This is a genomic window from Streptomyces sp. NPDC002573 (genome assembly GCF_042889625.1).
Taxonomy (GTDB): Bacteria; Actinomycetota; Actinomycetes; order Streptomycetales; family Streptomycetaceae; genus Streptomyces; species Streptomyces gibsoniae.
Genome location: NZ_JBIARC010000081.1, coordinates 1 through 24732, shown reverse-complemented (window position 1 = coordinate 24732; position 24732 = coordinate 1). Strand labels below are relative to the sequence as shown.

28 protein-coding genes and 1 pseudogene are annotated in these 24732 nt (G+C 69.7%); 13 read left to right on the top strand and 16 right to left on the bottom strand.

Annotation, left to right across the window (positions count from 1 at the left end):
• The 7 genes and pseudogenes from ACFYX0_RS40315 to rfbB all read right to left on the bottom strand — a co-directional run.
• Positions 1-125: pseudogene (locus ACFYX0_RS40315) on the bottom strand (chorismate synthase); the annotation flags it as partial.
• The gene (locus ACFYX0_RS40310) at positions 122-595 is read right to left on the bottom strand and encodes a hypothetical protein (RefSeq protein WP_388978894.1); all 474 of its coding nucleotides are present in this window, start codon (positions 593-595) and stop codon (positions 122-124) included. The gene ACFYX0_RS40310 and the pseudogene ACFYX0_RS40315, both read right to left, overlap by 4 nt.
• A complete protein-coding gene (gene rfbA / locus ACFYX0_RS40305; RefSeq protein ID WP_388978891.1) occupies positions 592-1464 on the bottom strand; it encodes a glucose-1-phosphate thymidylyltransferase RfbA in 873 nt (290 codons plus the stop codon). Before rfbA (ACFYX0_RS40305) ends, ACFYX0_RS40310 begins: the two co-directional genes overlap by 4 nt.
• Positions 1465-1770: 306 nt before the next feature.
• The gene (locus tag ACFYX0_RS40300; RefSeq protein ID WP_388978888.1) at positions 1771-3447 is read right to left on the bottom strand and encodes a 3-deoxy-7-phosphoheptulonate synthase; all 1677 of its coding nucleotides are present in this window, start codon (positions 3445-3447) and stop codon (positions 1771-1773) included.
• 74 nt (positions 3448-3521) lie between these two features.
• Positions 3522-4787 carry a hypothetical protein gene (locus tag ACFYX0_RS40295; RefSeq protein ID WP_388978885.1) on the bottom strand — a complete coding sequence of 422 codons (1266 nt, stop codon included), beginning with the start codon at positions 4785-4787 and terminating at the stop codon, positions 3522-3524.
• A gap of 37 nt (positions 4788-4824) precedes the next feature.
• The gene (gene rfbA, locus ACFYX0_RS40290) at positions 4825-5694 is read right to left on the bottom strand and encodes a glucose-1-phosphate thymidylyltransferase RfbA (RefSeq protein WP_355919205.1); all 870 of its coding nucleotides are present in this window, start codon (positions 5692-5694) and stop codon (positions 4825-4827) included.
• Between the two features lie 83 nt (positions 5695-5777).
• Positions 5778-6794: a dTDP-glucose 4,6-dehydratase gene (rfbB, locus tag ACFYX0_RS40285; protein WP_388978883.1), complete on the bottom strand. Its 1017-nt coding sequence runs from the start codon at positions 6792-6794 to the stop codon at positions 5778-5780.
• A 423-nt stretch (positions 6795-7217) separates the two neighbouring features.
• Here rfbB and ACFYX0_RS40280 point away from each other — a divergent pair, with 423 nt between their 5' ends.
• The 10 genes from ACFYX0_RS40280 to ACFYX0_RS40235 all read left to right on the top strand — a co-directional run bounded on the left by ACFYX0_RS40280 (position 7218) and on the right by ACFYX0_RS40235 (position 17507).
• Positions 7218-8156 carry an acyltransferase gene (locus ACFYX0_RS40280; RefSeq protein WP_388978880.1) on the top strand — a complete coding sequence of 313 codons (939 nt, stop codon included), beginning with the start codon at positions 7218-7220 and terminating at the stop codon, positions 8154-8156.
• Positions 8157-8304: 148 nt separating this feature from the next.
• Positions 8305-10509: a prenyltransferase/squalene oxidase repeat-containing protein gene (locus ACFYX0_RS40275; protein WP_388978877.1), complete on the top strand. Its 2205-nt coding sequence runs from the start codon at positions 8305-8307 to the stop codon at positions 10507-10509.
• On the top strand, positions 10506-11744 hold the full coding sequence (locus tag ACFYX0_RS40270) for an MFS transporter (RefSeq protein WP_388978875.1): 1239 nt from the start codon (positions 10506-10508) through the stop codon (positions 11742-11744). The genes ACFYX0_RS40275 and ACFYX0_RS40270 overlap by 4 nt, the downstream gene beginning before the upstream one ends.
• Positions 11741-12706, top strand: coding sequence for an NADP-dependent oxidoreductase (locus ACFYX0_RS40265; RefSeq protein ID WP_388978872.1), 966 nt, complete (start codon positions 11741-11743; stop codon positions 12704-12706). The genes ACFYX0_RS40270 and ACFYX0_RS40265 overlap by 4 nt, the downstream gene beginning before the upstream one ends.
• 87 nt (positions 12707-12793) lie before the next feature.
• Positions 12794-13141, top strand: coding sequence for a helix-turn-helix domain-containing protein (locus tag ACFYX0_RS40260; protein ID WP_355919187.1), 348 nt, complete (start codon positions 12794-12796; stop codon positions 13139-13141).
• 93 nt (positions 13142-13234) lie between these two features.
• Complete coding sequence (locus ACFYX0_RS40255; RefSeq protein ID WP_388978869.1) at positions 13235-14080, top strand: aldo/keto reductase; 846 nt, start codon at positions 13235-13237, stop codon at positions 14078-14080.
• Entirely contained in the window at positions 14077-14562 is a 486-nt protein-coding gene (locus tag ACFYX0_RS40250) for a hypothetical protein (RefSeq protein WP_388978866.1), read from the top strand. Before ACFYX0_RS40255 ends, ACFYX0_RS40250 begins: the two co-directional genes overlap by 4 nt.
• The gene (locus ACFYX0_RS40245) at positions 14559-14999 is read left to right on the top strand and encodes a hypothetical protein (RefSeq protein WP_388978863.1); all 441 of its coding nucleotides are present in this window, start codon (positions 14559-14561) and stop codon (positions 14997-14999) included. Before ACFYX0_RS40250 ends, ACFYX0_RS40245 begins: the two co-directional genes overlap by 4 nt.
• Positions 15000-15056: 57 nt before the next feature.
• Entirely contained in the window at positions 15057-16040 is a 984-nt protein-coding gene (locus tag ACFYX0_RS40240; protein WP_388978861.1) for an MAB_1171c family putative transporter, read from the top strand.
• 582 nt (positions 16041-16622) lie between these two features.
• Positions 16623-17507: a hypothetical protein gene (locus ACFYX0_RS40235; protein WP_355919170.1), complete on the top strand. Its 885-nt coding sequence runs from the start codon at positions 16623-16625 to the stop codon at positions 17505-17507.
• On the opposite strand, the gene otsB is transcribed toward ACFYX0_RS40235, so the two are convergent.
• The gene (otsB, locus tag ACFYX0_RS40230) at positions 17489-18286 is read right to left on the bottom strand and encodes a trehalose-phosphatase (protein WP_388978903.1); all 798 of its coding nucleotides are present in this window, start codon (positions 18284-18286) and stop codon (positions 17489-17491) included. The two genes, ACFYX0_RS40235 and otsB, sit on opposite strands and share 19 nt — an antisense overlap.
• A gap of 508 nt (positions 18287-18794) precedes the next feature.
• Here otsB and ACFYX0_RS40225 point away from each other — a divergent pair.
• On the top strand, positions 18795-18995 hold the full coding sequence (locus ACFYX0_RS40225) for a hypothetical protein (RefSeq protein ID WP_388978858.1): 201 nt from the start codon (positions 18795-18797) through the stop codon (positions 18993-18995).
• 103 nt (positions 18996-19098) lie between these two features.
• On the opposite strand, the gene ACFYX0_RS40220 is transcribed toward ACFYX0_RS40225, so the two are convergent.
• Positions 19099-19473 (bottom strand): VOC family protein, encoded by a 375-nt coding sequence (locus tag ACFYX0_RS40220; RefSeq protein ID WP_388978900.1) that lies wholly within the window; start codon positions 19471-19473, stop codon positions 19099-19101.
• Between the two features lie 187 nt (positions 19474-19660).
• Between ACFYX0_RS40220 and ACFYX0_RS40215 the strand changes: the two genes are divergently transcribed.
• Positions 19661-20011, top strand: a complete 351-nt coding sequence (locus tag ACFYX0_RS40215) for a hypothetical protein (protein ID WP_388978855.1) — start codon at positions 19661-19663, stop codon at positions 20009-20011.
• A 301-nt stretch (positions 20012-20312) separates the two neighbouring features.
• On the top strand, positions 20313-20585 hold the full coding sequence (locus tag ACFYX0_RS40210; protein WP_388978854.1) for a hypothetical protein: 273 nt from the start codon (positions 20313-20315) through the stop codon (positions 20583-20585).
• Here ACFYX0_RS40210 and ACFYX0_RS40205 read toward each other — a convergent pair.
• From ACFYX0_RS40205 to ACFYX0_RS40175, 7 genes are all read right to left on the bottom strand, one after another.
• Positions 20567-21685 carry a glycosyltransferase family 2 protein gene (locus tag ACFYX0_RS40205; protein ID WP_388978851.1) on the bottom strand — a complete coding sequence of 373 codons (1119 nt, stop codon included), beginning with the start codon at positions 21683-21685 and terminating at the stop codon, positions 20567-20569. The genes ACFYX0_RS40210 and ACFYX0_RS40205 overlap by 19 nt on opposite strands.
• Entirely contained in the window at positions 21686-21991 is a 306-nt protein-coding gene (locus tag ACFYX0_RS40200) for a glycosyltransferase (RefSeq protein WP_388978849.1), read from the bottom strand. It abuts the gene before it with no gap.
• A 172-nt stretch (positions 21992-22163) separates the two neighbouring features.
• Positions 22164-22715, bottom strand: a complete 552-nt coding sequence (locus ACFYX0_RS40195) for a hypothetical protein (protein WP_388978846.1) — start codon at positions 22713-22715, stop codon at positions 22164-22166.
• Between the two features lie 582 nt (positions 22716-23297).
• A complete protein-coding gene (locus ACFYX0_RS40190; RefSeq protein ID WP_388978844.1) occupies positions 23298-23609 on the bottom strand; it encodes a transposase in 312 nt (103 codons plus the stop codon).
• Positions 23603-24022, bottom strand: a complete 420-nt coding sequence (locus ACFYX0_RS40185; RefSeq protein ID WP_388978841.1) for a hypothetical protein — start codon at positions 24020-24022, stop codon at positions 23603-23605. Before ACFYX0_RS40185 ends, ACFYX0_RS40190 begins: the two co-directional genes overlap by 7 nt.
• On the bottom strand, positions 24016-24264 hold the full coding sequence (locus tag ACFYX0_RS40180; protein ID WP_388978897.1) for a hypothetical protein: 249 nt from the start codon (positions 24262-24264) through the stop codon (positions 24016-24018). The genes ACFYX0_RS40185 and ACFYX0_RS40180 overlap by 7 nt, the downstream gene beginning before the upstream one ends.
• A complete protein-coding gene (locus ACFYX0_RS40175) occupies positions 24261-24569 on the bottom strand; it encodes a transposase (RefSeq protein WP_388978839.1) in 309 nt (102 codons plus the stop codon). Before ACFYX0_RS40175 ends, ACFYX0_RS40180 begins: the two co-directional genes overlap by 4 nt.
• Between the last annotated feature and the right edge of the window lie 163 nt (positions 24570-24732).

Genomic DNA, 24732 nt, shown 5'->3' with positions numbered 1-24732 from the left:
CGCCGCGCGAGGTGATCCGCCACCATGTCCGTGGTGATCGGCACGCCGGCGGGAAGGCCCTCCAGCGTCGCGACAAGTGCGGGACCGTGGGACTCCCCCGCGGTCAGCCAGCGCAACCTGCTCACGCTGCCTCCCGGATGAGGGTCAGGTCCTCGTCGCGGACCCGGACAAGGGTGGTCCCGTCCGCCGCCTCCACGTTCGTGGGGATCCTCCCGCGCGAGCGGAGCCGAGCGTGGGGAGCGTGCTCTGGGGGTGCCCCCTGCTCGAAGGGCTTGGGGGAGCGCGCCGGGCGTGGTGACGGGGAGAGCATTGCCTGTTGGGGCATCCGATGTCCGAGTGACATGAGTCTTTCTGCGAGATGGATCGCCAGCGCACCGGTCAGGCCGGTCTCGGCGAAAGTGACGAAGACCCACTGCCGAACGCCGTGGGCAACGACGGCCCTGCCCGGTGCGGTGCCCACGATCGCGCCGAGGCGGCCGACCCTGGTGACCCAGCCACGGCCCGCGGAGGCCTGCGACGCCGGGTCAAGGGTGGGGACGGTTGGGCCTGCCGCGACGGGGGCCGCCAGCCCGCTGGGGGTCGCAGCGGTGGTCATGCGGCGCTGGCCAGTTCCAGGATGTACCGGCCGTAGCTGGTGGAGGGGGACAGTCCTGTGCCGAGGACGGTGAGCTGCTCGGCGTCGATGTAGCCCATGCGGTAGGCGACTTCCTCCACGCAGGAGATGCGAATACCCTGGCGCTTTTCCAGCAGCTGCACGAAGAGGGAGGCCTCCAGCAAGCTGTCGTGGGTGCCGGTGTCGAACCAGGCGGAGCCGCGTCCGAGGTTGACGAGGCGTGCCCGGCCCTGCTCCACGTAGCGGAGGTTGAGGTCGGTGATCTCCAGTTCCTGGCGGGCCGAGGGTGCGAGCCGCGCAGCGTGGTCCAGGGCGTCGTTATCGTAGAGGTAGAGGCCCGTGACGGCGAGGTTGGAGCGGGGAGCCGTGGGCTTCTCCTCCAGGGTGAGGATGGTACCCGCCTCGTCGACGGTGGCCACGCCGTAGCGCTCGGGATCACTGACGGGGTACCCGAAGAGGGTGCAGCCGTCGAGGCGGGCGGCCTCGGCGCGCAGCATGTCGGGCAGTTGGTGCCCGTAGAAGATGTTGTCGCCGAGGATCAGGCAGACTTGCTCGTTCCCGACGAACTCGCGGCCGATCAGCAGGGCTTCGGCCAGGCCCTTGGGTTGGTCCTGGACGGCGTACTTAAGGCGGATGCCGAGCTGACCTCCGTCGCCGAGGAGAGAGCGGTAGACGTCCAGGTGCTCGGGGGTGGAGATGATCAGGGTCTCTCGGATCCCGGCCTGCATCAGCACCGAGAGCGGGTAATAGATCATCGGCTTGTCGTAGACCGGCAGTAACTGTTTGGAATGGACGCTGGTCAGCGGGCGGAGCCGGGTGCCAGAGCCTCCGGCGAGGATGATTCCGCGCATGGGTGGGCGCCTTTCTGAGTCGGGACGGGGCCGCCTCGGGCGGCGGTGGCAGTGACCGGGTGCCGCTACCGGGTCTACTTGCGGTGCCGGTCGGATGTCGTGGTGGGGCGGGGAGAGGTCGCCCGCCTCACTGTCAGGGTGCCGGTCTTCCCCCTCCGGCCCGCCAGACGTGCGACCGGCTCTCCATGCGGTCCGCCGAATCGGGCGCGGGACTTGCTCACTTGGCCGGCGATGGCGCGACCACATCGGCGTGGTTGGGGTCGGCGCGCGCGTTGCCGGTGCCTCGGCCTGGCAGTCGGCTGCTGCTCAGGCGGGCAGGCTGAGTGCCGGGGTGGTGGTGACCAGGAGGGATGCGACCAGGTCGGCCAATTGGAGGGACTGGGACGGGTTGAGACGGGGGTCGCACGAGGTGCGGTAGCGGTGTCCGAGCCAGGCGTCGTCGATGTTCACGTCCACGCACTCGGTGACGTCGTCTCCGGAGAGCTCCAAGTGCACACCGCCGGGCGGAGTGCCGATCTCCCGGCAGGCGGCGAAGAAGCCGCACAGTTCTTCCTCGATCGCCCGCATGGTGCGGGTTTTTATCCCACCCGGGCTGGTGACCCCGTTGCCGTGCATGGGGTCGCTGACGAAGCGATCGGCCAGGTGCGCGGTGGAGGCCCCCGTGAGCAGTTCCCGGGCACGTTCGTAAGCCAGTGCCCGGCCCATCCGCAGGACGAAGGTGAGTCGGCCGGGGATGTTGTCCGGGTTGAGGACCGCGTGCAGGGCGAGGAGTTCGTCGGGAGTGCAGCCGGGGCCGATCTTGACGGCGATCGGGTTGGCGATGCTGGAGGCGAAGGCGATGTGCGGGCCGGTGAGCGACCGGGTGCGCTCTCCGATCCACAGCATGTGGCCGGAGTGGGCCCAGCGGGCGCCGTCGACGGGTGAGGTGCGGATCTGCGGAAGTTCGTAGTCGAGGAGCAGGGCCTCGTGGGAGGTGTAGAGCCCTGAACCGGCCAGGAAGGAGAGCGTCTTGGCCGACTCGCGGTAGGCGCGCAGCAGGTTCTTCGGGTCGGGGATGCGGCCGGCCTTGGTGAAGGCGGCGGCGTTGACGGCGTCGCCGAGGTAGGAGGGGAGGGAGGTGTCGCCGCGTCGTTCGACGGATGACGAGCGCGGCTTGGCGTATTGGCCGGCGATCCGCCCGACGGTGACGACCCGGGCCCCGGAGCCTTGGGCGATCCGCTCGGACATGGCCCGCAGCAGGTCGACACGGTTGCGTACGGAGCGGGGGGTGTTGTCGGCGAAGGTCTCGGCGCAGTCGCCGCCTTGGAGGAGGAAGGAGGGGCTGGCGAGTTCGGTGCGCAGGGCGCGGGCTTCGGCCATCGGGACGAGCGGGTCGGCGTGAGCGAGGACCCGTCGGACGTGGGCCGTCTCCCGAGGGTCGGGCCAGCGGGGCTGGTGGTCGGGGAGCACGGCGGGTGGTCGCGTGCCTGCTACGGCTGTGGTGGTCACGAAGCGGGGATTGAAGACCTCGTGCACGAGGACCGCGGCGTGATTGGAGAAGGCGATCTCGTAGGCGCGGCCGGGAGCGCCGGCGGGAAGCAGGCCGAAGCGTTCGACGGTGAGGCCGGTGGCGAAGATCCGGCGGCGTTCGTACAGGCCCAAGCCGCGCGTGTGCAGGCCGAAGGGGGTGTCGCCTTGGGGTATGACGTGGGCGGCGTCGGCCTGGCGGAAGGTGATCAGGTTCTCGCTGACCACGGCGCCCGTGCGGTCGCGCAGGCGGGAGCGGCGGATCCGCAGGTCAGGGTGGAGGCCGGGACCGAACACGTCGGTGAGGTGAGTGCAGGTCCGCACAGCCGCCGGATCGGGTTCGGGCAGCACCTCGGCAGAGAGCGGGGAGTTCATGAGTGATTGCAGCAGCACGGTCGTGGAGCCTTCGTTGTGCAGCATCATGCGGGTCGCCGACGGCAGCGCGGGGGGCTCGGCGAATTCGGGGTACGTGGACAATCGAAACACCCTTGGGTCGGTGATGGTCTCGTGGCGTGGGCGTGGTGGCACGTACGGCCGGTTCGGGCAGCGGGTCAGACCTCTTCGGCGGGCTCCCGGCAGGCGGAGGCCTCGGCCACTACGTGGCCGATCAGTTTCGCGGCCGCCTCGGCCCCGTTGCCCGTCGGTGCGATGGCGCGGGACGCCTGCGCTGCCCGATGGCGGAAGGTCTCCGGTTCGTCGAAGGCCGTGCGCAGGATGGCGAGCAGGGTGCCGGCGTCGGGCTCGGTGGCCGTGGTGTATCCGAGGTGGTCGAGCCGGGTCATGGCCTCCCGCTCGTGATACTCGTCCCGTCCGCTGAGCACGTAGGCGACCGGGGCGTCCATCACGGCGAGCTCGGTGACCGAGAGCCAGCCGGGGGGCGAGAGGATGACCTTGGCGTGCTTGACCAAGGAGTGCCAGTCGGAGACGTAGTCGAGGAGGACGACTCCGTCGACCTCCTCGGTGAACGTCTGGCGGCCGATCACGACGAGTCGGGCGTTGGGGTGGTCGGTGCGCAGCTTCTCGAAGGCGGTGAGGTACTCACTGAGCAGCCGTTCCTTGTTCTCGGTGAACATGGTGGTGCCGCCGAAGCCGACGATGGCGTACTCGGCGCCGTGCAGACCGAAGCGGGCGTCGATCTCGGCGCGCGGCGCCGGGTCGGCTGCGCATTCGTCGCGGACGATCGGGCCGACGACGTGGCCGTTGCCGGCCGCGAGGGCGTCGAACACCGGGGTCCCCTGGTCGAGTTCGGGAACACTGGGCTTGTCGGTGAGGACGGCGCGGGCCCGGCGGGTCACCCATGCGAAGAGTGTGGTGAGAGAGGTCCGGATGGCGTCGATTTCTTCCGGGTCGTCGAGGACGAAGCCGGCCTCCAGGAGGGAGGCGTTGCTGATTTGGCCGAGGGTGAAGTCGTAGCGCTCGGTGATCAGGACGTAGGGGATCCCGGAGATCTCGGCGGCCAGGCACGCGGCGACGTTGAAGTCGCTGACGATGACATCGGGTCGGACGGAGCCGATCAGCGCGACTGCGGCGAGCATCCGGTCGCCGCTGATGAACGTGCGGTTGAGGTAACCGGTGACGTACGAGTTCCAGTCGAAGCGTCGGGTGAGTTGCGAGGTGTTGGCGTGGTCTCGCTGATCGGAGGCGGTGTGCACGTGCACGCCGAGGTCCTCGAACATCGGGGTGAACAGGGTGCTCTTGGAACCGAGGTACACATGCTGCTCCGATTCGGGGAACAGGGTGCGTACCTTCGCGGCCACTGCGAGGGCCCGCATGTTGTGGCCGGTGCCGGTCTCGGCCGGCAGGTGGAGGACCTTCATCTGTGGGACCTTTCGAGGTGGGTACGGGGCGGGCGGATCAGGCGCTCGCCAGCTCCATCACGTACTGTCCGTAGCCGGATGAGGGGGAGAGCTCCTTGCCGAGCAGGGCCAGCTGCTCGCGGTCGATGTAGCCCATCCGGTAGGCGACCTCCTCCAGGCAGGAGATCCGGATGCCTTGGCGCTTCTCCAGCACCTGCACGAACATCGCGGCCTCCAGGAGGCTGTCGTGGGTGCCGGTGTCGAACCAGGCCGAGCCGCGTCCCAGGTTGACCAGGCGGGCCCGGTTCTCGTGGACGTAGGTGAGGTTGAGGTCGGTGATCTCCAGCTCGCCGCGGTCGGAGGGGGCCAGTTCGGCGGCCCGGCGGGCTGCGTCGCCGTCGTACATGTACAGACCGGTGACGGCGAGGTTGGAGCTGGGAGCGGTGGGCTTCTCCTCGAGAGTGACGATGTGGCCCGCTTCGTCGACGGTGGCCACCCCGTACCGTTCCGGGTCGCTGACCGGATAGCCGAAGAGGGTGCAGCCGTCGAGGCGGCCGGCCTCGGCACGGAGCATGTCGGGCAGCCGGTGCCCGTAGAAGATGTTGTCCCCGAGGATGAGGCAGATGTCCTGGCCGTCGGTGAACGGGCCGCCGATGACGAGGGCTTCGGCGATGCCGCCCGGTTTTTGCTGCACGGCGTAGGCGAGCGAGACGCCCAGGCGTGCGCCGTCACCGAGGAGCGCCCGGTAGCTGTCGAGGTGCTCGGGGGCCGAGATGACCAGGATCTCGGTGATGCCGGCCTGCATGAGCACGGACAGCGGGTAGTAGATCATCGGCTTGTCGTAGACCGGCAGCAACTGTTTGGAGTGCACGCTGGTGAGTGGGCGCAGGCGGGTGCCGGAGCCGCCTGCGAGGATGATGCCTCGCATGGTTTCCCCCTTCGGGGCTCTTGGCACAGGGCGCGCCGGTTCGCTGGGCGCCGGGCCTTGGGCGGGTGAGGTGGGACAGGCAGTCAGCCGGCGTCGGCGCTCGTGCTCGCGTCCGCGGTGCGGACGCCGGGGGTGCCGGAGAGAAGGGGGCGCCACCAGTCGGTGTGCTCCCGGTACCAGGTGATGGTCCCGGCGAGGCCGTCCTCGAAGGCCACTTCGGGGCGGTAGCCGAGGGCGCGCAGTTTGGAGTCGTCCAGGGCGTAGCGGCGGTCGTGGCCCTTGCGGTCGGCGACCGGGCGGACGGCGGACCAGTCGGCACCGCAGGCGTTGAGGATCAGTTCGGTGAGGCGGCGGTTGTTCAGTTCCCGGCCGCCGCCGATGTTGTATACCTCTCCGGACTCGCCCTTGGCGAGGACGAGGTCGATGCCCCGGCAGTGGTCGTCGACGTGGAGCCAGTCACGGACGTTGAGGCCGTCGCCGTACAGCGGCACCGATCCGCCCTGCAGGAGGGTGGTGACGAAGAGCGGGATGACCTTCTCCGGGAACTGGTACGGGCCGTAGTTGTTGCTGCAGCGCGTGATGGAGAGGTTGAGCCCGTGGGTTCGCGTGTGGGCCAGGGCGAGCAGGTCGGCGCCCGCCTTGGCGGCCGCGTAGGGCGAGTTGGGGGTCAGGGGCCATTCCTCGGTCCAGGCACCCTCGTCGATGGATCCGTAGACCTCGTCCGTGGAGATGTGGACGAACCTCGGCAGGTGGACGGTCCGTGCGGCGTCCAGCAGGTTCTGGGTGCCGAGGACGTTGGTCCGGACGAACTCGGCCGGATCGTGGATGGAACGGTCGACGTGGGTCTCGGCGGCGAAGTTGACGACCGCGTCCACGTCGCCGAGCAACTTCGGGACGAGGTCAGCGTCGGCAATGTCGCCCTGGACAAACCGCAGTCCGGGATGGTCCGCCACCGGGGCGAGGTTGGCGAGGTTGCCCGCGTAGGTCAACTTGTCGAGCACGGTCACGCGGTCGACCGGGAGGTTGGACCGGCCGTCGAGAAGTCTTCTCACATAATTTCCACCGATGAAACCAGCGCCACCGGTCACCAGTATGTGCATGAAATGTATCCGCCCTTCGACGGTGCCACTAGATATGCCGCGGCGCATGGCGCGCCCAGAGAAATGCGGAAGAAGAGAGAACGAAGAGATATCGCCCAGTCCGGCGATCCCCCGTTGCCCCCGTGCACGCCGAGCCTGTACGCAGTCGCGGCTCGGAGGCGATGCTCGATGATCGTAGAACGTCGAACATGCCTGCGCAACACTATACTAGCCAATGCCGTGGTCAGCGCGTCGTGACGACGATCACACGGAGGGTAAGGGCTTCGTCAAGTTGCACGTGAGAAGCAGAAGCGGAATTCAATATTCCACCGATGGGCGTGAATCTGGACCGGTTTCGATTCCGGGTGAACCGCGCCGAAAGAACAAACGGAAACCTTGAAGGTGGGTTGCGGGGCGGGCCGCGGAACACTAGTTTCGGGCTGCATGGAATATTATTCGCCGTCGGCGTTCATAGAGGGCGACACCGTGATGGGGTCCGGCACGACCGTCGGGCCTGGCACCTGGATCCGGTTCGGTACGTCGGTGAGCGGCTCCGCCCTCGCAGGCGGGGTCTTCGTCGGTTTCCGCTGCCGGCTGGACGGGGTCCGCGTGGCGAGCGGCTGCCAGATCGCCTCACTGGCCCGGATCGGACGTCCGGGCGCCGCCCCCGTCACAATCGGGGCCGGCGCCTGGATCGGCGCGCGGACCGTGGTCGAACCCGGAGTCCGCATCGGCTCCGGGGCCGTGGTCGCTGCCGGAGCGCACGTCGTCGCGGACATCCCCTCCGACGTGATCGTCGTGGGCCGCCCGGCGCGCACGCTGCGTCGACGGCAGGTGCGGGAGGGCGAGGCGCCCGACTTCACCGCCATCATCGACCGGGTCCGGGCCCGCGCCGATACCGGCCGGGCGCCTGTGCCCGCCCACTGGACCTCGGGCGGGGGCGGCTTCCTCGACGCGGTCCTCTCGGGCGGCCCCGACGTGCGCCTGGGTGCGGGGTTGATCGCCATGGGGCGCCCCGACGGGCCGTCACCTCGCGGGGGCATACGGGTCGGCGGGCACGTCCGGATCGGCGCCTGGTCGATCCTCGAGGGGTCCGGTGGCATCGACATCGGGCCGGGGGCGGACCTCGGTGACGGCGTCCTGGTTGTTTCCAGCGGCCACGATCTGAGCCGTCGCGCCCTGCCCTGGCAGGACGGGCCGGTCCGAATCGGCGCCGGAGTCGTGATCGGCGCGGGGGCGACAATCGTCGGCCCCTGCCGGCTCGGCGACGGGGCGGTCGTCGCCCCCGACTCCGTCGTCGTCGGCGATGTGCCCGTCGGCGGCTTCAGTGCGGGGGTGGTCTCCACCGCAGACCGGTCCCGCCAGGCCCCGTCGGTCTCCTGACGCCGCCGCTCACCCCCAACTCCCTTTCCTGCCAGTGCCATTGCCCTGCGACTTCTGCTACGCTCCCCCCATACTTCGAACTTCTTCGAACAACGAAATTTTGGGAGCGGGCGCCCGACCCACGCGCTCCGGATCCACAAGGAACCCCATGACCAGTCCTCCTTCCCTGCGCACCTTCGTCCGGGAACACGTCTTGGACGAAGAGGCCCGCGTCCCGGCCGTGCTCGGCCGGGACTCCACCGATGTGATCACCCCCGACCGCACCCTCCAAGACGCCGCCCTGGCCCTCCTGACCCTCCCCGGCCCGGACGACACCGAACTGGCACGCCAACTCCTCGGTGCCCTCAGGGAGTTCACCGACCCGGACCTGCCGGGCTTTTGCGAGCTGCTCGACGTTACCGGCGCACCCCACCCGATCGGCGGTGTCCGCACCCCCTCCGTACAGGCGCTCGCCGCCTGGGCCCTGCACCGGGCCGGGAGGCTGACCGGCGACAACACTCTGCTCGCTGAGGCAGAGAGCCAGTTGGACCGCATCGTGGAAGCGGTCCTCGGCCATGACTGGCCGGCCCGGCTCGACCGCTCCGCGAGCGTGGTGCTGGACGAGTCCGGCCCGCTGGAGGAGACCGCCGTACTGATCCTGGCCGCCGACGCCCTGACCTCGGACAGCACTTCGGCCTTCCTCGACGCGGCGGCCGACCGGCTGGAGCGCTACGTCCACGGCGACGCCGTCTGGGACCGTCTGACCCCCCGCGCAGTGCCCGACACGCTCCGAGGCCACCGAACCGGCTCGGCCGCCCTGGCAGCCCTGGCCTGGGCGGCACTCCACCGACGCGGTCGCGCCGGCGCCGCGGACCGGGCACGCCAGGTCCTGGCCCACATCCACAACCACCATCAGCACGTCGGCACCGGCGGCTACTGGGACCGCAGCTCGGCCGACTCCGTGGTGCGCGTCGATACGGTCGCCGCCCTGCACGGTGCCCCCGACTCGCCGTTCCCCGCGAAGTTCGTCGCCGACCACGCACTCCTCGCCCTGGCGGCACGGACCGTCGCAGCGCTCGACGACCCGGGCGAGGCGGGCGGAGGGGTCCTGAAAGCCCTCGCGCAGGAGGCCGAAGCCGAGCTGGAACGCAACACCGACCCCGTGGCGGGCGGTGTCTTCCACGGCCAGGGCAGCTGGTTCTCCACCCCTGTCGACCCGACCGTCCCCCTCGCCCGACACGTCATGGTGCCCCCCCGCACCACCGGCTCGTTCGCCGTCGGCAACACCACATACGTCCCCTTCCACGCCAAGCACACCCGCACCCAGCTGCTGGCCCTGGCTGCCCTGGGCGATCGGGTGGCCGCCTTCCGCCCTGCGCCGGAGCTCGTCGAGCGTCCGGAGCCGGACCCGTTCGACAACGACCTGGGACACGTCACCACCGGGCGGCTGTCCGAGGGACTCATCGACATCGGCAACTACCTCCGCTGGCTGCGCTCCACCGCCTCCGGCCTGGGCTACGGCCTCACCCCCTACCGGTCCCCACTCGGCCTGCGCTCCGACCGCACCGCACAGACCTTCTCGGTGCTGCACGTGGTGTCCGACCTGCTGGCCCTTAACGAACCGGTGCCGAACACCCCCGGCGTGCTCACCGGCGTCTTCGCCACGCAGAACCCGGACGGCGGCTTCGGCGAACAACCCGCCCTGCCCTCCGAGACGTTCACCACCTACTGCGCGGTGCTGACGGCCGTCGTGCTGGGCGGCGCACACCACCCCGAGTTCGACCGGGACGCCTGCGTGGCCTTCCTGCGATCCTGCCAGCGCCCGGAAGGCGGCTTCGGCAACGCACCCGGCTTCCCCTGCGACGCCTGGCACTCCCACCTCGCCACCCTGACCCTCGTCGCCCTGGGCGCCCGCCCCGAGCGGGAAGACGACCTGGTGGCCTACGTGCTCGCCTGCCGGAACCAGGACGGCGGCTACGGCAACCGGCCCGGCTCCCCGTCCGACACCTTCGCCACCTTCCGTGCGATCGGCGCCCTGATCGCACTCGGCCTGCGCCCGCCGCACTCCGACGAGACCGTGCGGTGGCTGCGCGGCCTGCAGAACGAAACCGGTGGCTTCCGCTACCGCACGGACGGCGCGGAGAGCTTCGTCGGCTCGTACCACGCCATCGGCGCCCTCTACATGCTGGGCGCGCTGCCGGCCGACACCGAGGCCTGCGTCCGGTGGATCACCGCCCGCCAGAGTGCCGACGGAGGCTTCTCCCGCGTACCCGGTGCCCCCTCGGAGACCACCGACGAAGGATTCATCGCAATACAGGCACTCCACATGCTCGAAGGGAAGCTCAACCGCTCCTGGGCGGTGATGATGACATGACCACTACCTCATCCCATTCCTCCACCGTCGGCGTGACGCCGACTCAGCCTCCGACCGCCCGCTCCTCGCGGACCGTCGCCTTCCTCGCGTTCGCCACGATGTTCGTCATCGGGACGGACACCTTCCTCGTGGCTCCCCTGCTGCCGACGCTGACCCGGGCCTTCCACGTCACCCCCGACATCTCGGGCTGGATGGTCAGCGCCTACGCCTTGGGCTACGCCGTCTTCGCCCTGATCGCGGGGCCGATCTCGGACGGGCGGGACCGGCGCCAGGTGCTGCTGACCGGGTTGACCGGGTTCATCGTCATGACCGCGCTGTGCGGATTTGCGCAGGGGTTCTGGACCATGATCCTCTTCCGGTTCCTCGCCGGTGTGAGCGCCGCGTTCGTCTCCCCGCAGATCTGGGCGTCCATCCCGGTGCTGGTGAAACCCCAGGAGATCGTCCGGACCATGGGCTTCGCCACTGCGGGGCTGTCCATCGCGCAGTTCGCCGGCATCCCGCTCGGCAGCTGGCTCGCCGCAGGCTCCTGGCACCTGCCCTTCTGGACCATCGGCGGCCTCTCGGTGGCGCTGTGGCTGCTGCTGGCCCGCCTCTTCCCCTCGGTGCCCGGCCGACCCGGCGTGGCCAGCGGAGCGAAGGCCATCCTCGGCACGTACAAGACGGTGCTGGGAACCGGCCGGCTGCGCTGGTACCTGCTGGGCTACCTCCTCTTCCAGACCGGCAACTTCGAGGCGATCTCCTTCTACGGATCCTGGTTCACCAAGGACTTCGGGCTGAACGTCGCCTCCATCGGCACCGCGATGATGGCGGTGGGCGCGGGCAACGTGATCGGCTCCCTGTTCGGCAGCCGCCTGGTCGCACGCCTGGGCCTGTACCGGTCCCTGCTGACCGGTGTGCTGGCCATGGCCGTCCTGTACTGTCTGGTCCCGCTCGCCCCGAACCTGGCGGTCGCGCTGACGCTGCTGGCACTGGTGATGATGGTCGGCGGGTGCGTCTTCCCGGTCTTCATGAGCATCCTGCAGTCGCAGACCGAGACCGCCCGAGGCACCGTCTCCTCGCTCTCCAACTCCGCGATGTATGTGGGCACCACCGTCGGCGGCGCCGTCGGAGGGGTGCTCCTCGGCAACGTCACGGGGTTCTGGGGCGTGGCCGGGTTCACCGTCGCCGCCTACCTGGTCTCGCTCTGCGTGTACGCCGCAGCCGGAGCCTTCAGCAAGCGGGAGGCGAACGCGTGAGCACCGCCGTCCTCTTCGACCGGTACGGGGACCCCGGAGTCCTGTACCCGGCGCAGGTGTCCGATCCCGTCGCCGGACCCGGTCAGGTGGTCGTCCAGCACACCGCGATCGGGGTCAACCCGATCGACTGGAAGATCCTCTCCGGCGAGGTCCGCGAGCACGTCCCGATGGACCTGCCCGGCGGCTGTCTCGGCGTCGAGGCGGCGGGCGTAGTCGTGGAGGTCGGCGCCGGAGTGCATCGCTTCCGGGCCGGTGACCGTGTCATCCGGCACGGTCGGCCCGGCGCGTTCCGGGAGTACGAAGCCGTGGCGGCTTCGCAGGAAGCCGACGAACTCACCCTCTGCCCCGACCGCTTTTCCGACGAACAGGCCGCCGTCCTGCCGGTGGCCGCCGGCACCGCATACTCGGCCCTGCGCCGAGTGGGGCTGCAGTCCGGGGAACGGCTGCTGGTGCATGGCGCCTCCGGCGGCGTGGGCCTGGCCGTGGTGCAACTCGCCCTGCTGCTGGGCGCGAGCGAGGTGGTCGGCACGGCCTCGCCCGCCCGCCACGGCTTGGTGCGCGCCGCGGGGGCGACCCCGGTTGCCTACGGGCAGGGGCTGTCACAACGCCTTGCGGAACACGCGCCGTTCCACGCCTCGGTCGACTGTGCGGGCGGCCTGGAGCCCACCGAGACGGCTGTCCGGCTCGTCGCGGGCGCCACCCGCCGGGTCACGATCGTCCCGGACCCCGCGGCCCACGCGCGCGGGGTCCCCTTCCTGGAACATCTCCCGCTGGAACTGGCGAGCACCCTCGACCTGATCGGCACAGCCCCGTTCGAACTGCCAGTAGCCGCCCGCTACCCGCTGACGCAGGCCGGCGAGGCACTTGCGCACTCCCTGCACGGCGGCGTCGGCGGCAAGCTCGTGCTGGTGCCCGGGGGTGAGCGCATGACCGGGCAAGGAGACCCCTCGATTCTTCTATAATCGTAGAACGTTGAATCTGACTGTCGGGCCTGGAGGCACTCGCCGGGAAGGCGCAGCCCTGGTGCCGACGACGCGAAGGAGGTCGCCATGCGCAGCCCGCTCTACCACCCCGACCGGTCTGAGTTCTCCCTGGATCGGGTGCTGCACGCGCTCAGTGACCCCATCCGCCGGGACATCGCGCGCGTGATGTTCCTGGAGGGCTCCCGCTCCTGCGGTCAGCTCGTCTACCCGATCGCCAAGTCGACGCTCTCGCACCACCTGAAGGTGCTGCGCGAGTCCGGTGTCATGCACACCGAGGTTCGGGGCACGACCCGGATCATCACCCTGCGCCGCGACGACCTCGAGGCCCGGTTCCCCGGGCTCCTCGACGCCACGCAGATCACCAGCCCCGCGCCGGCGCCGGAACTGGCCGGCGCGGGCGCGGCCTCCGCCTAAAGGGGACCTTCCCGGCCCCGCCCAAAGTCCGCCCGGCCCTGACATCCGGCGCTGCCCCCGGTGCGCCGGCCTCTCGTAGTGAAGGGATCACCGATGACCTCGACCGTGCCCAGGCGCCTGGCCCGCAAGGCCGGTGTCGACCTCCCCGTTCTCGGACTGGGCACCTGGCGGACGATCGAACGAGTCGGCCCGGACCGACTGGCCGGCCTACTGGGGGCCGCCCGCACGGTCGGCGCCCAACTGGTGGACACCGCCCCGGTCTACTCCGACGCGGAACCCCGGCTTGCGCAACTGCTCCGGGAGGACCCGTCGTTCTTCGTCGCCACGAAGATCTGGGACACCGAACCTGAGGCGGTCGAGGCTGTCTTCGCCCGCCAGCTCGCGGGCTACGCGCGCTCCAACATCGACCTCCTCCAGGTGCACAACCTCAACGGATGGCAGGCCAACCTGGACTGGCTGAACCGGCAAAAGACGGCCGGGCGGGTCCGTTTCACCGGCGTCACCTACCAGTTCGACCACGCCTTCGGCATGGGTGGCACCCGAGCCGACCTCGCCCACGTCCTCGCTGCCGACCTGGTGGACTTCGTCCAGGTCAACATGAACGCTGCGGAGCCTGACCTTGCCGAGGACATACTCCCGGCCGCCGCCGAGGCCGGCATCGGTGTGATCGTGATGCGGCCGTTCGGCGAAGGCGCATTGCTGTCAGCGCCTCCGCCCGCTGGCTTCCTACGCGAACTGGGCTGTACGAGCTGGTCCGAGGCCCTGCTGCGCTGGGTGCTTGCCCACCCCCAGGTCACCACCGTCCTGACGGCGACCTCCCGGCCCGAGCACTTCCTCGCCAACGCGGCAGCCGTCCGATCGGGTCCCCTGGGCCCGGCGGAGGCCTCAGCCGTGGCCGACCACGCCCGGTCGGCCCTGGGGGCGAGGGCCGGGCGATGAGCACGAACCCAACGGATGGCCGACCCGGCGGTGGTGAGAGCCTCACCGGCCGGATCAACCACCTCTTCTCGGTAGCCGGATTCCGTGACGGCCGAGGCCGGTGGCAGACATACGGCACCGGCGAGGTCGCCGACCTGATCAGCCGTTCCGAGGGCCGATACGGCGTCCGGATCTCCCGCAGCTATCTGGGCATGCTCCGCTCCGGGCGCTACACCAATCCCTCGATCGCCGTGGTGATCGCACTCGTCCGGTTCGTGAACGACCACCTCCCCCAGGACCATCCGGAGATCACCGTCGGCTGGCTCACGTCCGGCGCCACCACAGCCGCCCCCACCGCGCCGGCCAGCCACTTCACCGCCGACGGGCTCGGCGCACTCGCGGACCGCCAGGTGCAGCACATCGCCCTGCGCGCCGGCCGCATGACGCCCGAGCTACGGGACAGGCTCATCGCGATCCTCGACACCATGGAAGAGACCCCGTGACCCACGGTCGGCTGAGCACCATGCGTGACTGCCGCAAGTACATCCGCTCCTTGCGGCTCGATCCGTACTCCTGCGCCCACGAACTGTGCGACCAGATCGGCTCGGCACGCGGCAGGCCCATCCGGGTGATCGAGGCCCGACTGCCGGTCCCGGGCCCGATGGGGGTCTGGATCTGCCGAACCGACGACGACATAGTGATCGTGCAGGACCTGGCCACAGGGGCCCATCGTGATCACATCGTGCTGCACGAACTCGCCCACATCCTGTGCGAGCACGAGGGCGAGCGGTACCGGCACGACGAGCCGACGCTGTCAGCGCTCGACGGCCTCCCCGACGGGGGCGCCGTCGTCAGGTTCCGCTCAGTGCACGACTCGGCGGCCGAGCGCGAGGCCGAACTGCTGGCCGCCGCGTTCGCCGAGTACGCGATCGACGACTGAGCCGAGGCAGGCGTGGCCTGGGACGTACAGCGGTACTTCGGCGGGACGTGAGCTGACATGATCACCCGGCTCCAGTCACTGTTGTCCGCGTTCCTGTGCCTGGCGCTGCTCGCCAAGATGGTGACCCTCCGGGTCGGTTCCCGGCCGACCCGGCAGGCCCCGCTCCTGCTGACCGCGCTGGGCAGCTTCACCGTCGCCGCACTCGTGGGCATTCCTGCGGTCCGCGCGCGGATCCCGATCGCGACCGTGCCCGGCGTCGCCTCCATCATCATGGACACCGGCGTATCGGTGAGCCTGGCCCTGTTGGCGACCTACTTGTGGACGCCCTTGCAGCGGGCCGGCTCGGTTCCCTGGTGGCGAGGACGGCTCTTCCTGGCCGCGTTGGCGGTGAGCGGGCTGCTCGCTGCCCTGATGGCATCGACCCCGCCGACCCTGCGCACCAATCCGCTGCAGAACCAGTACACCGGGGACTGGCGGATCGTTGGCATCTACGTGATCGGGAACCTGTTCTTCCTGGCGTGCTCCGGAGCCTCGGCGATCGCCTGCGCCCGGATCGTCCGGATGGTGCGGGGCCACATCGCCGTCGGGGTCGCGGTGGGGGCCGTTGGGATGGTGGCCTACGCGGTCACCTGCGTGAACCGGCTGTTCCTGGTGGCCGGGCAACCGCTGCTGGCAGGCAACTGGTTCACCTGGTACAGCATACTGAACTTCGTCTTCACCGAGGCCGCGGTCCTGGCCAGCGTGCTCGGCCTGCATTTCACCGCCGTCTGGCGGGTCACGGTGCGCTGCCGACGGCTCCTCGACGACCTGCGGGCCTTCCTCCTGCTCGGGCCGACGTGGCGGCGACTGACCGCGCTCCACCCGGACGTGGTGCTGCCCTGGGAACCCGGACCCCGCGGACTGCGGGACCGGCTGGACCTCTCCTACCGCAGATACCGGCGAGAGATCGAATGCCAGGACGCCCTGCTGCTGACCGGCACTTGCCCGGCCGAGCGGCCCCGACCGAATCCGGCACCCGGCCAGACGACGACGTCCGCGTGAACATCCCACCCTTCGCGGAGACGCGAACGGGCCCGGACCAACTGATTCAGGCACGCCGCCCTCGCTGGCGGGTTCTGGACACAGCGGAGTAGCAGGGGGCGGCCGCAAGGCGTTTCACCTCAGTCTCTCCACCCGCAGCTGCTCCTCACGCCAGGCCCGGTCGACCACCGCGGCGAACAGCTCCTCCACCTGCTTCCGGCCGGCCTCACCACGCCTTCGCCGTCTCCAGAGGCTGGCGCTCCTGCTCCTACTGCTCCTCCTGCCCAGCCTGTTTGCACGCACGGCGGGCCTGCTCCTCAACCCGCTGCGAGTGAACGGGGCTCACTCGACCTCTTGAGCAGGCTTCTTGTCACCGTCGAGGCACACGGATTGTCACTTGCTGACGTTCTAAAGGGCCGCTGTCCCTAGTCCTGCGACCTCCAGCATGCCCGTCAGCCGCGCCTCGCGGGCATAGTCCTCCGGTTGAAGAGGTGCAGCCCGCTGATGTCTGTCCTCGGGCTACGCCTCGGCCAGATGCGCACCTAGGATGACGCCTCGCAGAGCACATAGCGAACGACGGCGACCGGGGGCCGAATGGGGTTCATGCGGGACGTTCTGGCCAATGCCGCTAGCGCTGCCTTGCTGGCCATCTTGGCGAGCGCTCTGGCGTTGACGGCAGCCTGGCTCTCACGACGCAGCCGCGTGTGGAAGCTGTTCCATGCCGGCACGTCTTCGAAGAACTCCGTCGTCGTGGTCGTGCCCAGTTTTGACATCGCGCCTGCGAGCGCCGCTGGAACGGTCCCAGTGCAGGCCGGGTTTGCGGGGACGGCGATCAGCGAGTTGGAGTACCGAGAGGCGCTCGATCTTGCCGACGCGCTTCACGCCCATCCCGTGGTCCGGCTGCTGCAAGCCGTCGGTCTTCCCGAGCGGATCGTCTACCGGCCGTTACGCTGCCGGGTCACAGCCAGCATGCCAGTGTCGAGGTATGCCGCGAACCGCCAGGCGGCCCTCGAGGAGATAACGAACACGGTGCGCCGGACCGACTGCGCGGTGCTGGTCGGCGGGCCGGTGTACAACAGCACAACGGACGTCATGCTGAGGCAGGCGCCATTTGCGTTCGAGTTCTATCTGGGCGAGGAAAACGGCGTACCCGTGCGCGGTGTCCACATTCGCGCTGTGCACGGAAACACAGAACGCACCTTTCGCCGTCGGGAGTCCGAAGCGGGAGGCGCCTACCTTGAGTACGCGGTGGTGGAGGCCGTGGACTGGCAGGGGACGCGGTTGTTCCTCTGTGCCGGCACCTGTGCGGCCACCACGGCGGCGGCGGTGCGCAAGCTCCGACAGGACTGGCGGCAACTCGCCAAAGACTTCGGGACGAGAGGCTTCGGCCTCGTATTCGAACTGCCACTGGACAGCGAGGCCATGCGCGACCGTGCCCCGGACATGGGACGCTTGCAGCAGTGCCACGTCTACTCTCTGGGACGGTGATCCAGCGCCGTACTCACCGCGTCGAGGAGGCCAGGAACCGCGTCGGGGCCCTGCACAATGACATCGGCCTCATGGAGCAAGGTGGCATCGGTATCCGGATGACGGACCGCGACGCGCACCGCCTTCCTGTCTGGAGAGGCGGCAGACCAGCCCTCCAAGGCCCGGAAGGCCGCCAGGTCGGGTGCGCCATCACCGAAGTACCACACGCAATCCAACCCCGAGGACTCCTGTGCGAGTACGGTGCCCTTATCCCGATCAATCGGCGGTTTCAACTCGACTGTCATCGGACCGAGTTCGAGGATCATGCCGTGGCGGCGCGCCTGGTCGCGCCCCCATTGAATCGCGCGCTCCTCAAATCGGGGCGCCCGCCGGTAGTGCACGGCCATGGACAGGCGCTTGTCCTCGATGAGTATCGCACCCGGCAGTTCCTCCCGGGCGCGAGCCAGCAGTCCCGAGACCACCTGTTTCCACCGCTCAGCACCGGGAGCAACAGTCGCCGATCCCGACTGCCAACGCTCCAGCCCGTACAGCCCGTACAGCACCACGCCCGGGACCTCCCCGAACCGTGATTGTAGGAAGTCCACTGGGCGCGCTGAGACGATTCCGACGGAACGCACCAAGCTGGTGAGCCTGGTCAGTGCCTCCACAGCGCCTGGTACCGGCAGGACTGTCGCCGGATCGATCTGGATTCGGGCGAGGGTCCCGTCGAAGTCGAAGTAGAACCCGCTCCGTCCCGTCGACGTGCGTGTCTTCTCCAGAAGGGACGCCCACCGTTCCACGGCTCCAACGCGATCGGCAGTCACAGCGCTGAGACTATCCAACGCCAACGAGCAAGGACGATGGTCTACGGCAAAGCAGCGACGCCCAGCACCGCTTATGTCACCTGCTCCGTCCCGGCTGGAGCTTTGCCTTCGGTGCGGATTTCGGCGCGGGCCGGGTGACGACCTGTAGCTCCGCCCGTACGAGGTCGTCCAGGACCTTACCCCGTCGCGGGACCGCCCGCCGCTGCTCCATGGGAGAAGCGTCCGCCAGGTCACCTGTGGACAGATGACAGCGAGCAGCCCCGGCGACGTACGGACGGACGGCGCTGCCGGCGGGTCGAACGACCGTTGGGCCGTGACGAACGCCTATCCGACGGCCACGACGACATGGCCGTCCTCGCCCTGCGCACCCCACCCGCCACCGGACGAGCGAACCCAAGCGCAAACAGCGGGAACTGCCGAGCCGTGACGGTGGGGAGGCGGCCGGCACGCTGCGTCTGGTTCTGGCTGCTCCGGACGGTAGCTGATGGCTGTGATCGCGCTGGCAGGCTGCAGCGGCGCGCCCGGTGTGACTACGAGGGCGCTTGCCCTGCTCCTGGACAATCTCGGCCAGGACGACAAGGGCAGCTACCGCCTGTCCGAGGTCGAGGAACAGGCTGTCGCCCCGCACCGGGACACCGCCGACAGACACGTCCGGGCACCGACAGTGCCCGGCCGTGCAGGGTGAGTTGGGTTCACGCGCGTGGGTTTCGCGCTCCGGGTGCCTCGGTTGCCCCTGGGAGTCGCTTGGGGCCCCGGCCCACTCGGAGCCAGCAATGGGACCGATGGACTCAGTGGAGGCAAAGGCAGAACGGGTGGCCGGCCGGGTCCGCGTAGACCCGCCAATTGGCCCCCGGGCGGAGCTGGTCCGTCCGCTCAAGCACGGTCGCACCGAGGGCGAGCGCCCGCTTCTCCTCCCCGTCGAGGTCGTCCACGTCGAAGTCCAGGTGGAGCTGCTGCGGGCGCTGCTGGCCGGGCCACTCGGGCGGTCGGTAGCCGTCCACCCGCTGGCAGGCCAGCGGCGTCCCCTCGAACCCGTGCACCTCGACCCAGTCGGGATCCTCCCGGTCCACGACCACCTGGCCGCCGAGGAGATCCGCGTAGAACTCCGCGAGCCGTACCGGATCGGCGCAGTCCAGCGCGACCGCCTGCAGCTTTTGAATCACTTCCGACACCCCTCACTCCTCGGCCGCTTGCGCGACGCCCCCGTACGAGGGGGGTCGTACCCGCCGCCGCGGCGGGCATGCGCGGCCGTATGCCGGTCCCCCGCCCGCAGCTGAAGCTCTGGTTCGTAGGGCCGTTGCAGTTCCAAGCGCGGGGATCAAGCCACCCGGCCCTGGTGCCCGTGACCTGTTGGACTTCTTCCAGAGCGTGGACGGCCAGCTCGACGACGCGCTCCAGACAGCACCGAACGTGATCACTAACGACCAGCAGGTCCGCGGCATGCTCACGAAACGGGCCAAGACCCTGCACCTGGGGACCGCGAACTACTGCTGGTTCGCCGACCCTGCCAAGGCGCTGTGCCCGAAACTCGCGGGGACACCGACCGCAGACCAGCCGCTGATCGGCATGTGCGACTCAGCTCGCTGCCCCCGGGCCACCCATCACCCCCGTCATCGCCCGCTCTGGGAGAAGACGGTCGAGCAGAACAAGGTGTTCGTCGGGATGCTCGGGCGCCGGCAGAGAGCCGAACGCGCCCGTTAGGAAGCGGAGTTGACCCGCGCGGAAAAGGTCATCGCGGACATCGACGCCGCCAGCGGGGCCCGACGACCGCGACCGGAAGGGAGGACTGAAATGGGAGGTCTGACAGCAGAGACCCGCGCACGGAACGATGAGGCGATCCGGGCAGCGATGGACCGGCTGTTGGCCGGAGCGATCCCGCCGGGCGGCGGTTGCGATCTCAAGACCCTCGCGGCCGAGGGAGGGGTGACCCGCACGGGCTTTTACCCGAAGGGAGAGCGCCCCGGCCCCTACCAAGCACCTCGCGGAGGAGTTCGAACGGCGAGTGAAGGAGGCCCAGGCAGCCGGGGTCGTCAGGGACCCCAGGGCATCCCAGATCGAGCGGTTGAAGGCCCAGGTCGCCGAGCTGAAGGAACGGCTCACCGAACGCGACACGGATCTCGCCGAGCTCACGGCCTTCAAGACCCTCGCGATCTCACGGCTTGCCGCCCAGCACGAGGAGATCGAGCGCCTGCGGGGGCAGGCTGAATCCAACGGCAACATCCGCCGCCTGCCCGCCGCTTGCAGCGGCACGGCCCCCTACGGTTCGTGTAGCTGACGGCACTCACCGTGGCCCTGCTTTACCGTCTCCGGGCCTCGGTCAGTGCCGTCACGAGCAGCTCCAGGTCCCCGGTGTAGACGATCACGTCCTCGTCGTCGGCCGGGGGGTCGAAGCGGGCGAAGAAGTCGTACAGGGCGTCGGGGGTGACGGTCAGCGCGTTGGCGTCCTCGCGTTCGTTGCGTTCGGCCAGGCGCCGCAGCAGTTCTGCACGGTCGGCCGGGGGGTAGACCACAAGCGGCCGCGCTCGGCACGGCGCCACAGGCCATGGTCCAGGACGACGTCGTTCCCGGCCTCGATCTCCTTGGTGAACCGGTCTCTGATCGCTTCGACCACGGCCGTTCACGCTCGAAGTAGGTGTGCTCGGGGTAGTCCACGCCGTACCGGCCGTGGAGGCGGTGGACCTCCTCGTCCACGGACAGCCGGAGGTAGCCGCAGTCGGCGAGGGCCTGGGCGACGGTGGTCTTCCCGGAGCCGGTGAGGTCGGCCAGGAGTACCTTGAAATGGTGAACCGCGCAGATGCGGTCCGTGTCCGGCCGGTGGCCCGGAGAGCGGTGGTTGCCAGAGGAGACGGTGACGTCGTGGCGGGCGAGGACGATCTTTCTGGGGTCGCCGTGCAGGAGCCGGTGGGTGAGGTGGCCGCCGAGGGGATAGGCGAGATCGAGGCCGCTTTCGGGCCTCCAGACGGTCAGGCGTCCGCTGGCGGCAACGCGGTCGAGCATCAGACCGCCCACCACCCGGTTTCCGGACTTCTCGGCCTGGGCGATCACCTCGTTCAGCCGGGCGGGGTACTGCTGGAACTCGTCGGCGTCGGCCAGCAGGTGCCAGCCGGGACCGGCCCGGTGCCGCAGGGCGTCGCGGAGCTGGGTGTTGGTGTGCTCGTGCCACGGGCCGGTGCTGGTGCCGGTGGGGATGATGCCCAGTTCCCGGCAGGCGGCCTGGAGTTCGTACCGCTGGGCGTCGGGGACGTGGTCGGGGAAGTGGAAGGCGATCAGGAACCGCTCGATGCCCAGCCCCCGGTAGTGGCGGGCCCAGGCGGCCAGCAGAGGCGGCTCGACGGGGCCGACGACGGCGATCAGCGCGGGAGGCATGCTCAGCATTCAGGACTCCTTCGTGCGCAAGGGGGCGAAGGGGCGGGTGAGGAAGTCGGCCTGCTCGGCGGCCGACCGCATCCCGAGCAGTCCCGGGGCCTGGGGGCCGGGGTACTCGGGCGGCTGGCGGATGACGGTGCGCAGGGCATCTGCGAGGGCGTCCGGGTCGCCGGCGGGGAACGTCAGGGCCCAGGGCTGGCCGTGCAGGCGGGCGGAGAGCGCGGGGTCGTGTTCGGAGACGATCAGGGGGACGCCGAGGCGGGCGGGCGTCCATGACGAGGCCGGATTCCTTGCCGGTCCCGGGGTGGCGGGCAACGAGGGCGTCGGCGGCGGCGTACACGAGCCGCAGCACGGCTTCGCTGACGGGGCCGGGCACGATGTGCACCCGCAGGTCTGGCAGGGCCTGCCACCGCTGAAGGACGGCTTCGTCGAGTGGGGAGCCGGTGACCACCAGGTGCAGGGGCTCTTGAGCCGAGCCAGGGCGGCGTCAAGGACGGTGATGTCCTTGTAGGGCCACCAGCCGCCGACCAGGCAGATCACGGCCTCGGCGGGCGTGGATGTCGAACGCGGCCCGGCCTCCGTCACGCTCGGCGTCGCTCAGGCGGCGGCCGTCGTCGACCGCGAAGGCACCCACCACCGCGGACAGGTCGGCGAAGGCCGCGGCGAACTGATCACCGACGGCCTGGGTCGGATACACCGCGATCACCCGTTGCTCGCCCCGGAGGGCGAGCCGGCCCAGCAGCCGCACGACGGCGTCCTCGGTCGTGACCGCCTCGTGGACGAACCGCAAGTGCGGCTGCCTACCGGGGAGGGCGGCAGCCCCGTGCAGGGCCTCGCTCGCGGTAAGGATCACCACCGCGTCGGCGCCGGGCTCCAGGCGGCGGGCGGACCGCAGCACGGACGCCTCGGTCAGGCAGCGGGCGATGAGGGTGACCTGGTGCGGCAGCCTCCGCACGCGGCGGGGCCAGCGGCGCGACCGTGACACACGCTGTCCGGCCGCGGAGAGCCCAGCCGCCAGCCGGGAGACGGTCAGCAGCACGGTCGCTCCCGGGCCTGGTGGCGCCAACGAGGGTGACGGGCGCGGTGGGTGGGTGGTCTGCACCCCGGTGGGCGGCGCGTTTGAGGGGCCAGCTGGCGGGGTGCGTCCACACCGAAGAAGGCCCCTGGCCTTCAGCTATTGCCACGATCGCTTCCCGGCACAGAGCAGCAAACAAGGACGGAGTAAGCCTCGCCATCTACCGCTCAGCAGGCCAGAACAGAAGACAGAGGACCCCCGCCGGAACCATCCGACGGGGTCCTCATCTTCGGACCTCCAGAGCACAGCGGTCCGTCAGGCCGGGGGGCCGCCGCGCCTCTCCGCGGAGGGGTCATGCAGGACGTTCCGATCAGGCTTCTGGATTACGGACCCCTTCCGATGTGTGCGATCGCAAACAAACTTGCCAGCGAAAGCGTCGCAGAAACACGGACTGCATGAGGCGCCAACCGCATCGTGCACGTCGACGCAGACGACTTCACGACGAAGCCCCACCGGAGCGCTCCGGTGGGGCTTCGTCGTCTCACCACTCCGCGAAAGCCCCCGCTTCGCGGCTCGGGCGCTCTCACACTGCCCCTATAACGGAGGTTACGACTGCACAGGTCTGACCAGGTGGAAAACCTCCCGGGCCGCATTGCGCCTGAGGCTTCGGACTATCTCGCGCCGGATCTTGCCCTCCTTGCTGCGACGTTCGTAGTAGTCCTGGGTGCGCGGGTCGACGCGCAGGCGAGTCTGCACGATCCGGTGCAGGGCCGCGTTGGCTTGCCGGTCGCCGCCCCGGTTGAGGCGACGGTACTGCCGACTGCCCGAGGAACGCTCGACCGGGCTGACCCCGCACAGCGCCGCGAACGATGCCTCACTGCCCAGGCGTTCCGGGTTGTCCCCTACCGTGATCAGCAAAGTGACGGCCGTGTCTGGACCGATGCCCACACCTCGAGCAGCTGCGGAGCGTGGCGCTCCACCAGCCGGGTCAGGCGGCCTTCCAAGTCCTGGACCTCGTCGCTGAGCTGCCTGATGCGCCGGGCCAGGAGCCCCAGGGTGACGTGGGTGGCATGGAGCACCGCCCCTTCGTCGGCCTCGTGGTTCAGGCTGTCGTCGACGAGCCCGGCGCAGGTGCGGAAGAGTTCTGCGTTGCCCAGCCCGGCGAGTTCCTCTCTCAGCTGCGGATCGGCACGGATGAGGACGGCCTTGAGTTGGTTGATCGCCTGCGTGCGGGCCTTGACCGCCGAGTCCTTGGCCAGTTTGTACATCCGGGCGATCTCCACCGGCCCATCGCCCGTCTTGGCCTGGGCGCGCGCCCGCCCGCTCAGCACCGCCCGGGCCGCGTTCTCGGCATCGAGCGGGTCGGACTTGCCGCGCCGGCGCGGTCGGCCCGGTCGAACCGGTTCACATCGAAAACGTCCACACCCTGGGCCAGCAGGTAGCGGGACAGGGCAGCCCTGAAGGAACCGGTACCTCCCACTCCGGCCCGCCGCACCGTACCCGACGCCCTGGCCCACCCCAACAGGTCTCGGTATCCACCCGCGCTGGCCGGGAACTCCTCGGTGCCGATCACTTCCCCCACCAGGGAGAGCCCAGCGGCCACATGGGCATCCCGGTGCGTGTCCACTCCCAGGACCACCTCCCCCGCCTCGCGTCTGGTCTTGCCTTCCTGGGTGCAGCGTTCGTAGTACGCCTGGGTGCGCGGGTCGTGGCGCAGGCGGGTGAAGACGATGCGGTGCAGGGCGGCGTTGGCCTGCCGATCGCCGCCGTGGTTGAGCGGCGCGTGCTCCGCCAGCCAGAGGAGTACTCGATGGGGCTGACTCCGCAAAGGGCAGCAAAGGACGCCTCGGTGTTCAGTCGCTCGGGGTTGTCTCCCATGGTGATCAGGAGAGTGCCGGCGCTGTCCGGGCAACACCACGCACGACACGCAGTGCTTCGCCTATGACCCTGGATCCATCGATCGGTGACCGGCTGACGGTGCCCCCATGGAGAGGACGTGCCTTGTGACCTGCGAGGATGGGAGTTCTCTAGGCTTCCAACC

Excerpts from the sequence above, each read along its gene's own strand:
- ACFYX0_RS40310 (WP_388978894.1), bottom strand. The coding sequence starts at position 595 with ATGACCACCGCTGCGACCCCCAGCGGGCTGGCGGCCCCCGTCGCGGCA.
- rfbA (WP_388978891.1), bottom strand. The coding sequence starts at position 1,464 with ATGCGCGGAATCATCCTCGCCGGAGGCTCTGGCACCCGGCTCCGCCCG.
- ACFYX0_RS40295 (WP_388978885.1), bottom strand. The coding sequence starts at position 4,787 with ATGAAGGTCCTCCACCTGCCGGCCGAGACCGGCACCGGCCACAACATG.
- rfbA (WP_355919205.1), bottom strand. The coding sequence starts at position 5,694 with ATGCGAGGCATCATCCTCGCAGGCGGCTCCGGCACCCGCCTGCGCCCA.
- rfbB (WP_388978883.1), bottom strand. The coding sequence starts at position 6,794 with ATGCACATACTGGTGACCGGTGGCGCTGGTTTCATCGGTGGAAATTAT.
- ACFYX0_RS40280 (WP_388978880.1), top strand. The coding sequence starts at position 7,218 with ATGGAATATTATTCGCCGTCGGCGTTCATAGAGGGCGACACCGTGATG.
- ACFYX0_RS40275 (WP_388978877.1), top strand. The coding sequence starts at position 8,305 with ATGACCAGTCCTCCTTCCCTGCGCACCTTCGTCCGGGAACACGTCTTG.
- ACFYX0_RS40270 (WP_388978875.1), top strand. The coding sequence starts at position 10,506 with ATGACCACTACCTCATCCCATTCCTCCACCGTCGGCGTGACGCCGACT.
- ACFYX0_RS40260 (WP_355919187.1), top strand. The coding sequence starts at position 12,794 with ATGCGCAGCCCGCTCTACCACCCCGACCGGTCTGAGTTCTCCCTGGAT.
- ACFYX0_RS40255 (WP_388978869.1), top strand. The coding sequence starts at position 13,235 with ATGACCTCGACCGTGCCCAGGCGCCTGGCCCGCAAGGCCGGTGTCGAC.
- ACFYX0_RS40250 (WP_388978866.1), top strand. The coding sequence starts at position 14,077 with ATGAGCACGAACCCAACGGATGGCCGACCCGGCGGTGGTGAGAGCCTC.
- ACFYX0_RS40240 (WP_388978861.1), top strand. The coding sequence starts at position 15,057 with ATGATCACCCGGCTCCAGTCACTGTTGTCCGCGTTCCTGTGCCTGGCG.
- ACFYX0_RS40235 (WP_355919170.1), top strand. The coding sequence starts at position 16,623 with ATGCGGGACGTTCTGGCCAATGCCGCTAGCGCTGCCTTGCTGGCCATC.
- ACFYX0_RS40225 (WP_388978858.1), top strand. The coding sequence starts at position 18,795 with ATGGCTGTGATCGCGCTGGCAGGCTGCAGCGGCGCGCCCGGTGTGACT.
- ACFYX0_RS40205 (WP_388978851.1), bottom strand. The coding sequence starts at position 21,685 with ATGCTGAGCATGCCTCCCGCGCTGATCGCCGTCGTCGGCCCCGTCGAG.
- ACFYX0_RS40175 (WP_388978839.1), bottom strand. The coding sequence starts at position 24,569 with ATGGGAGACAACCCCGAGCGACTGAACACCGAGGCGTCCTTTGCTGCC.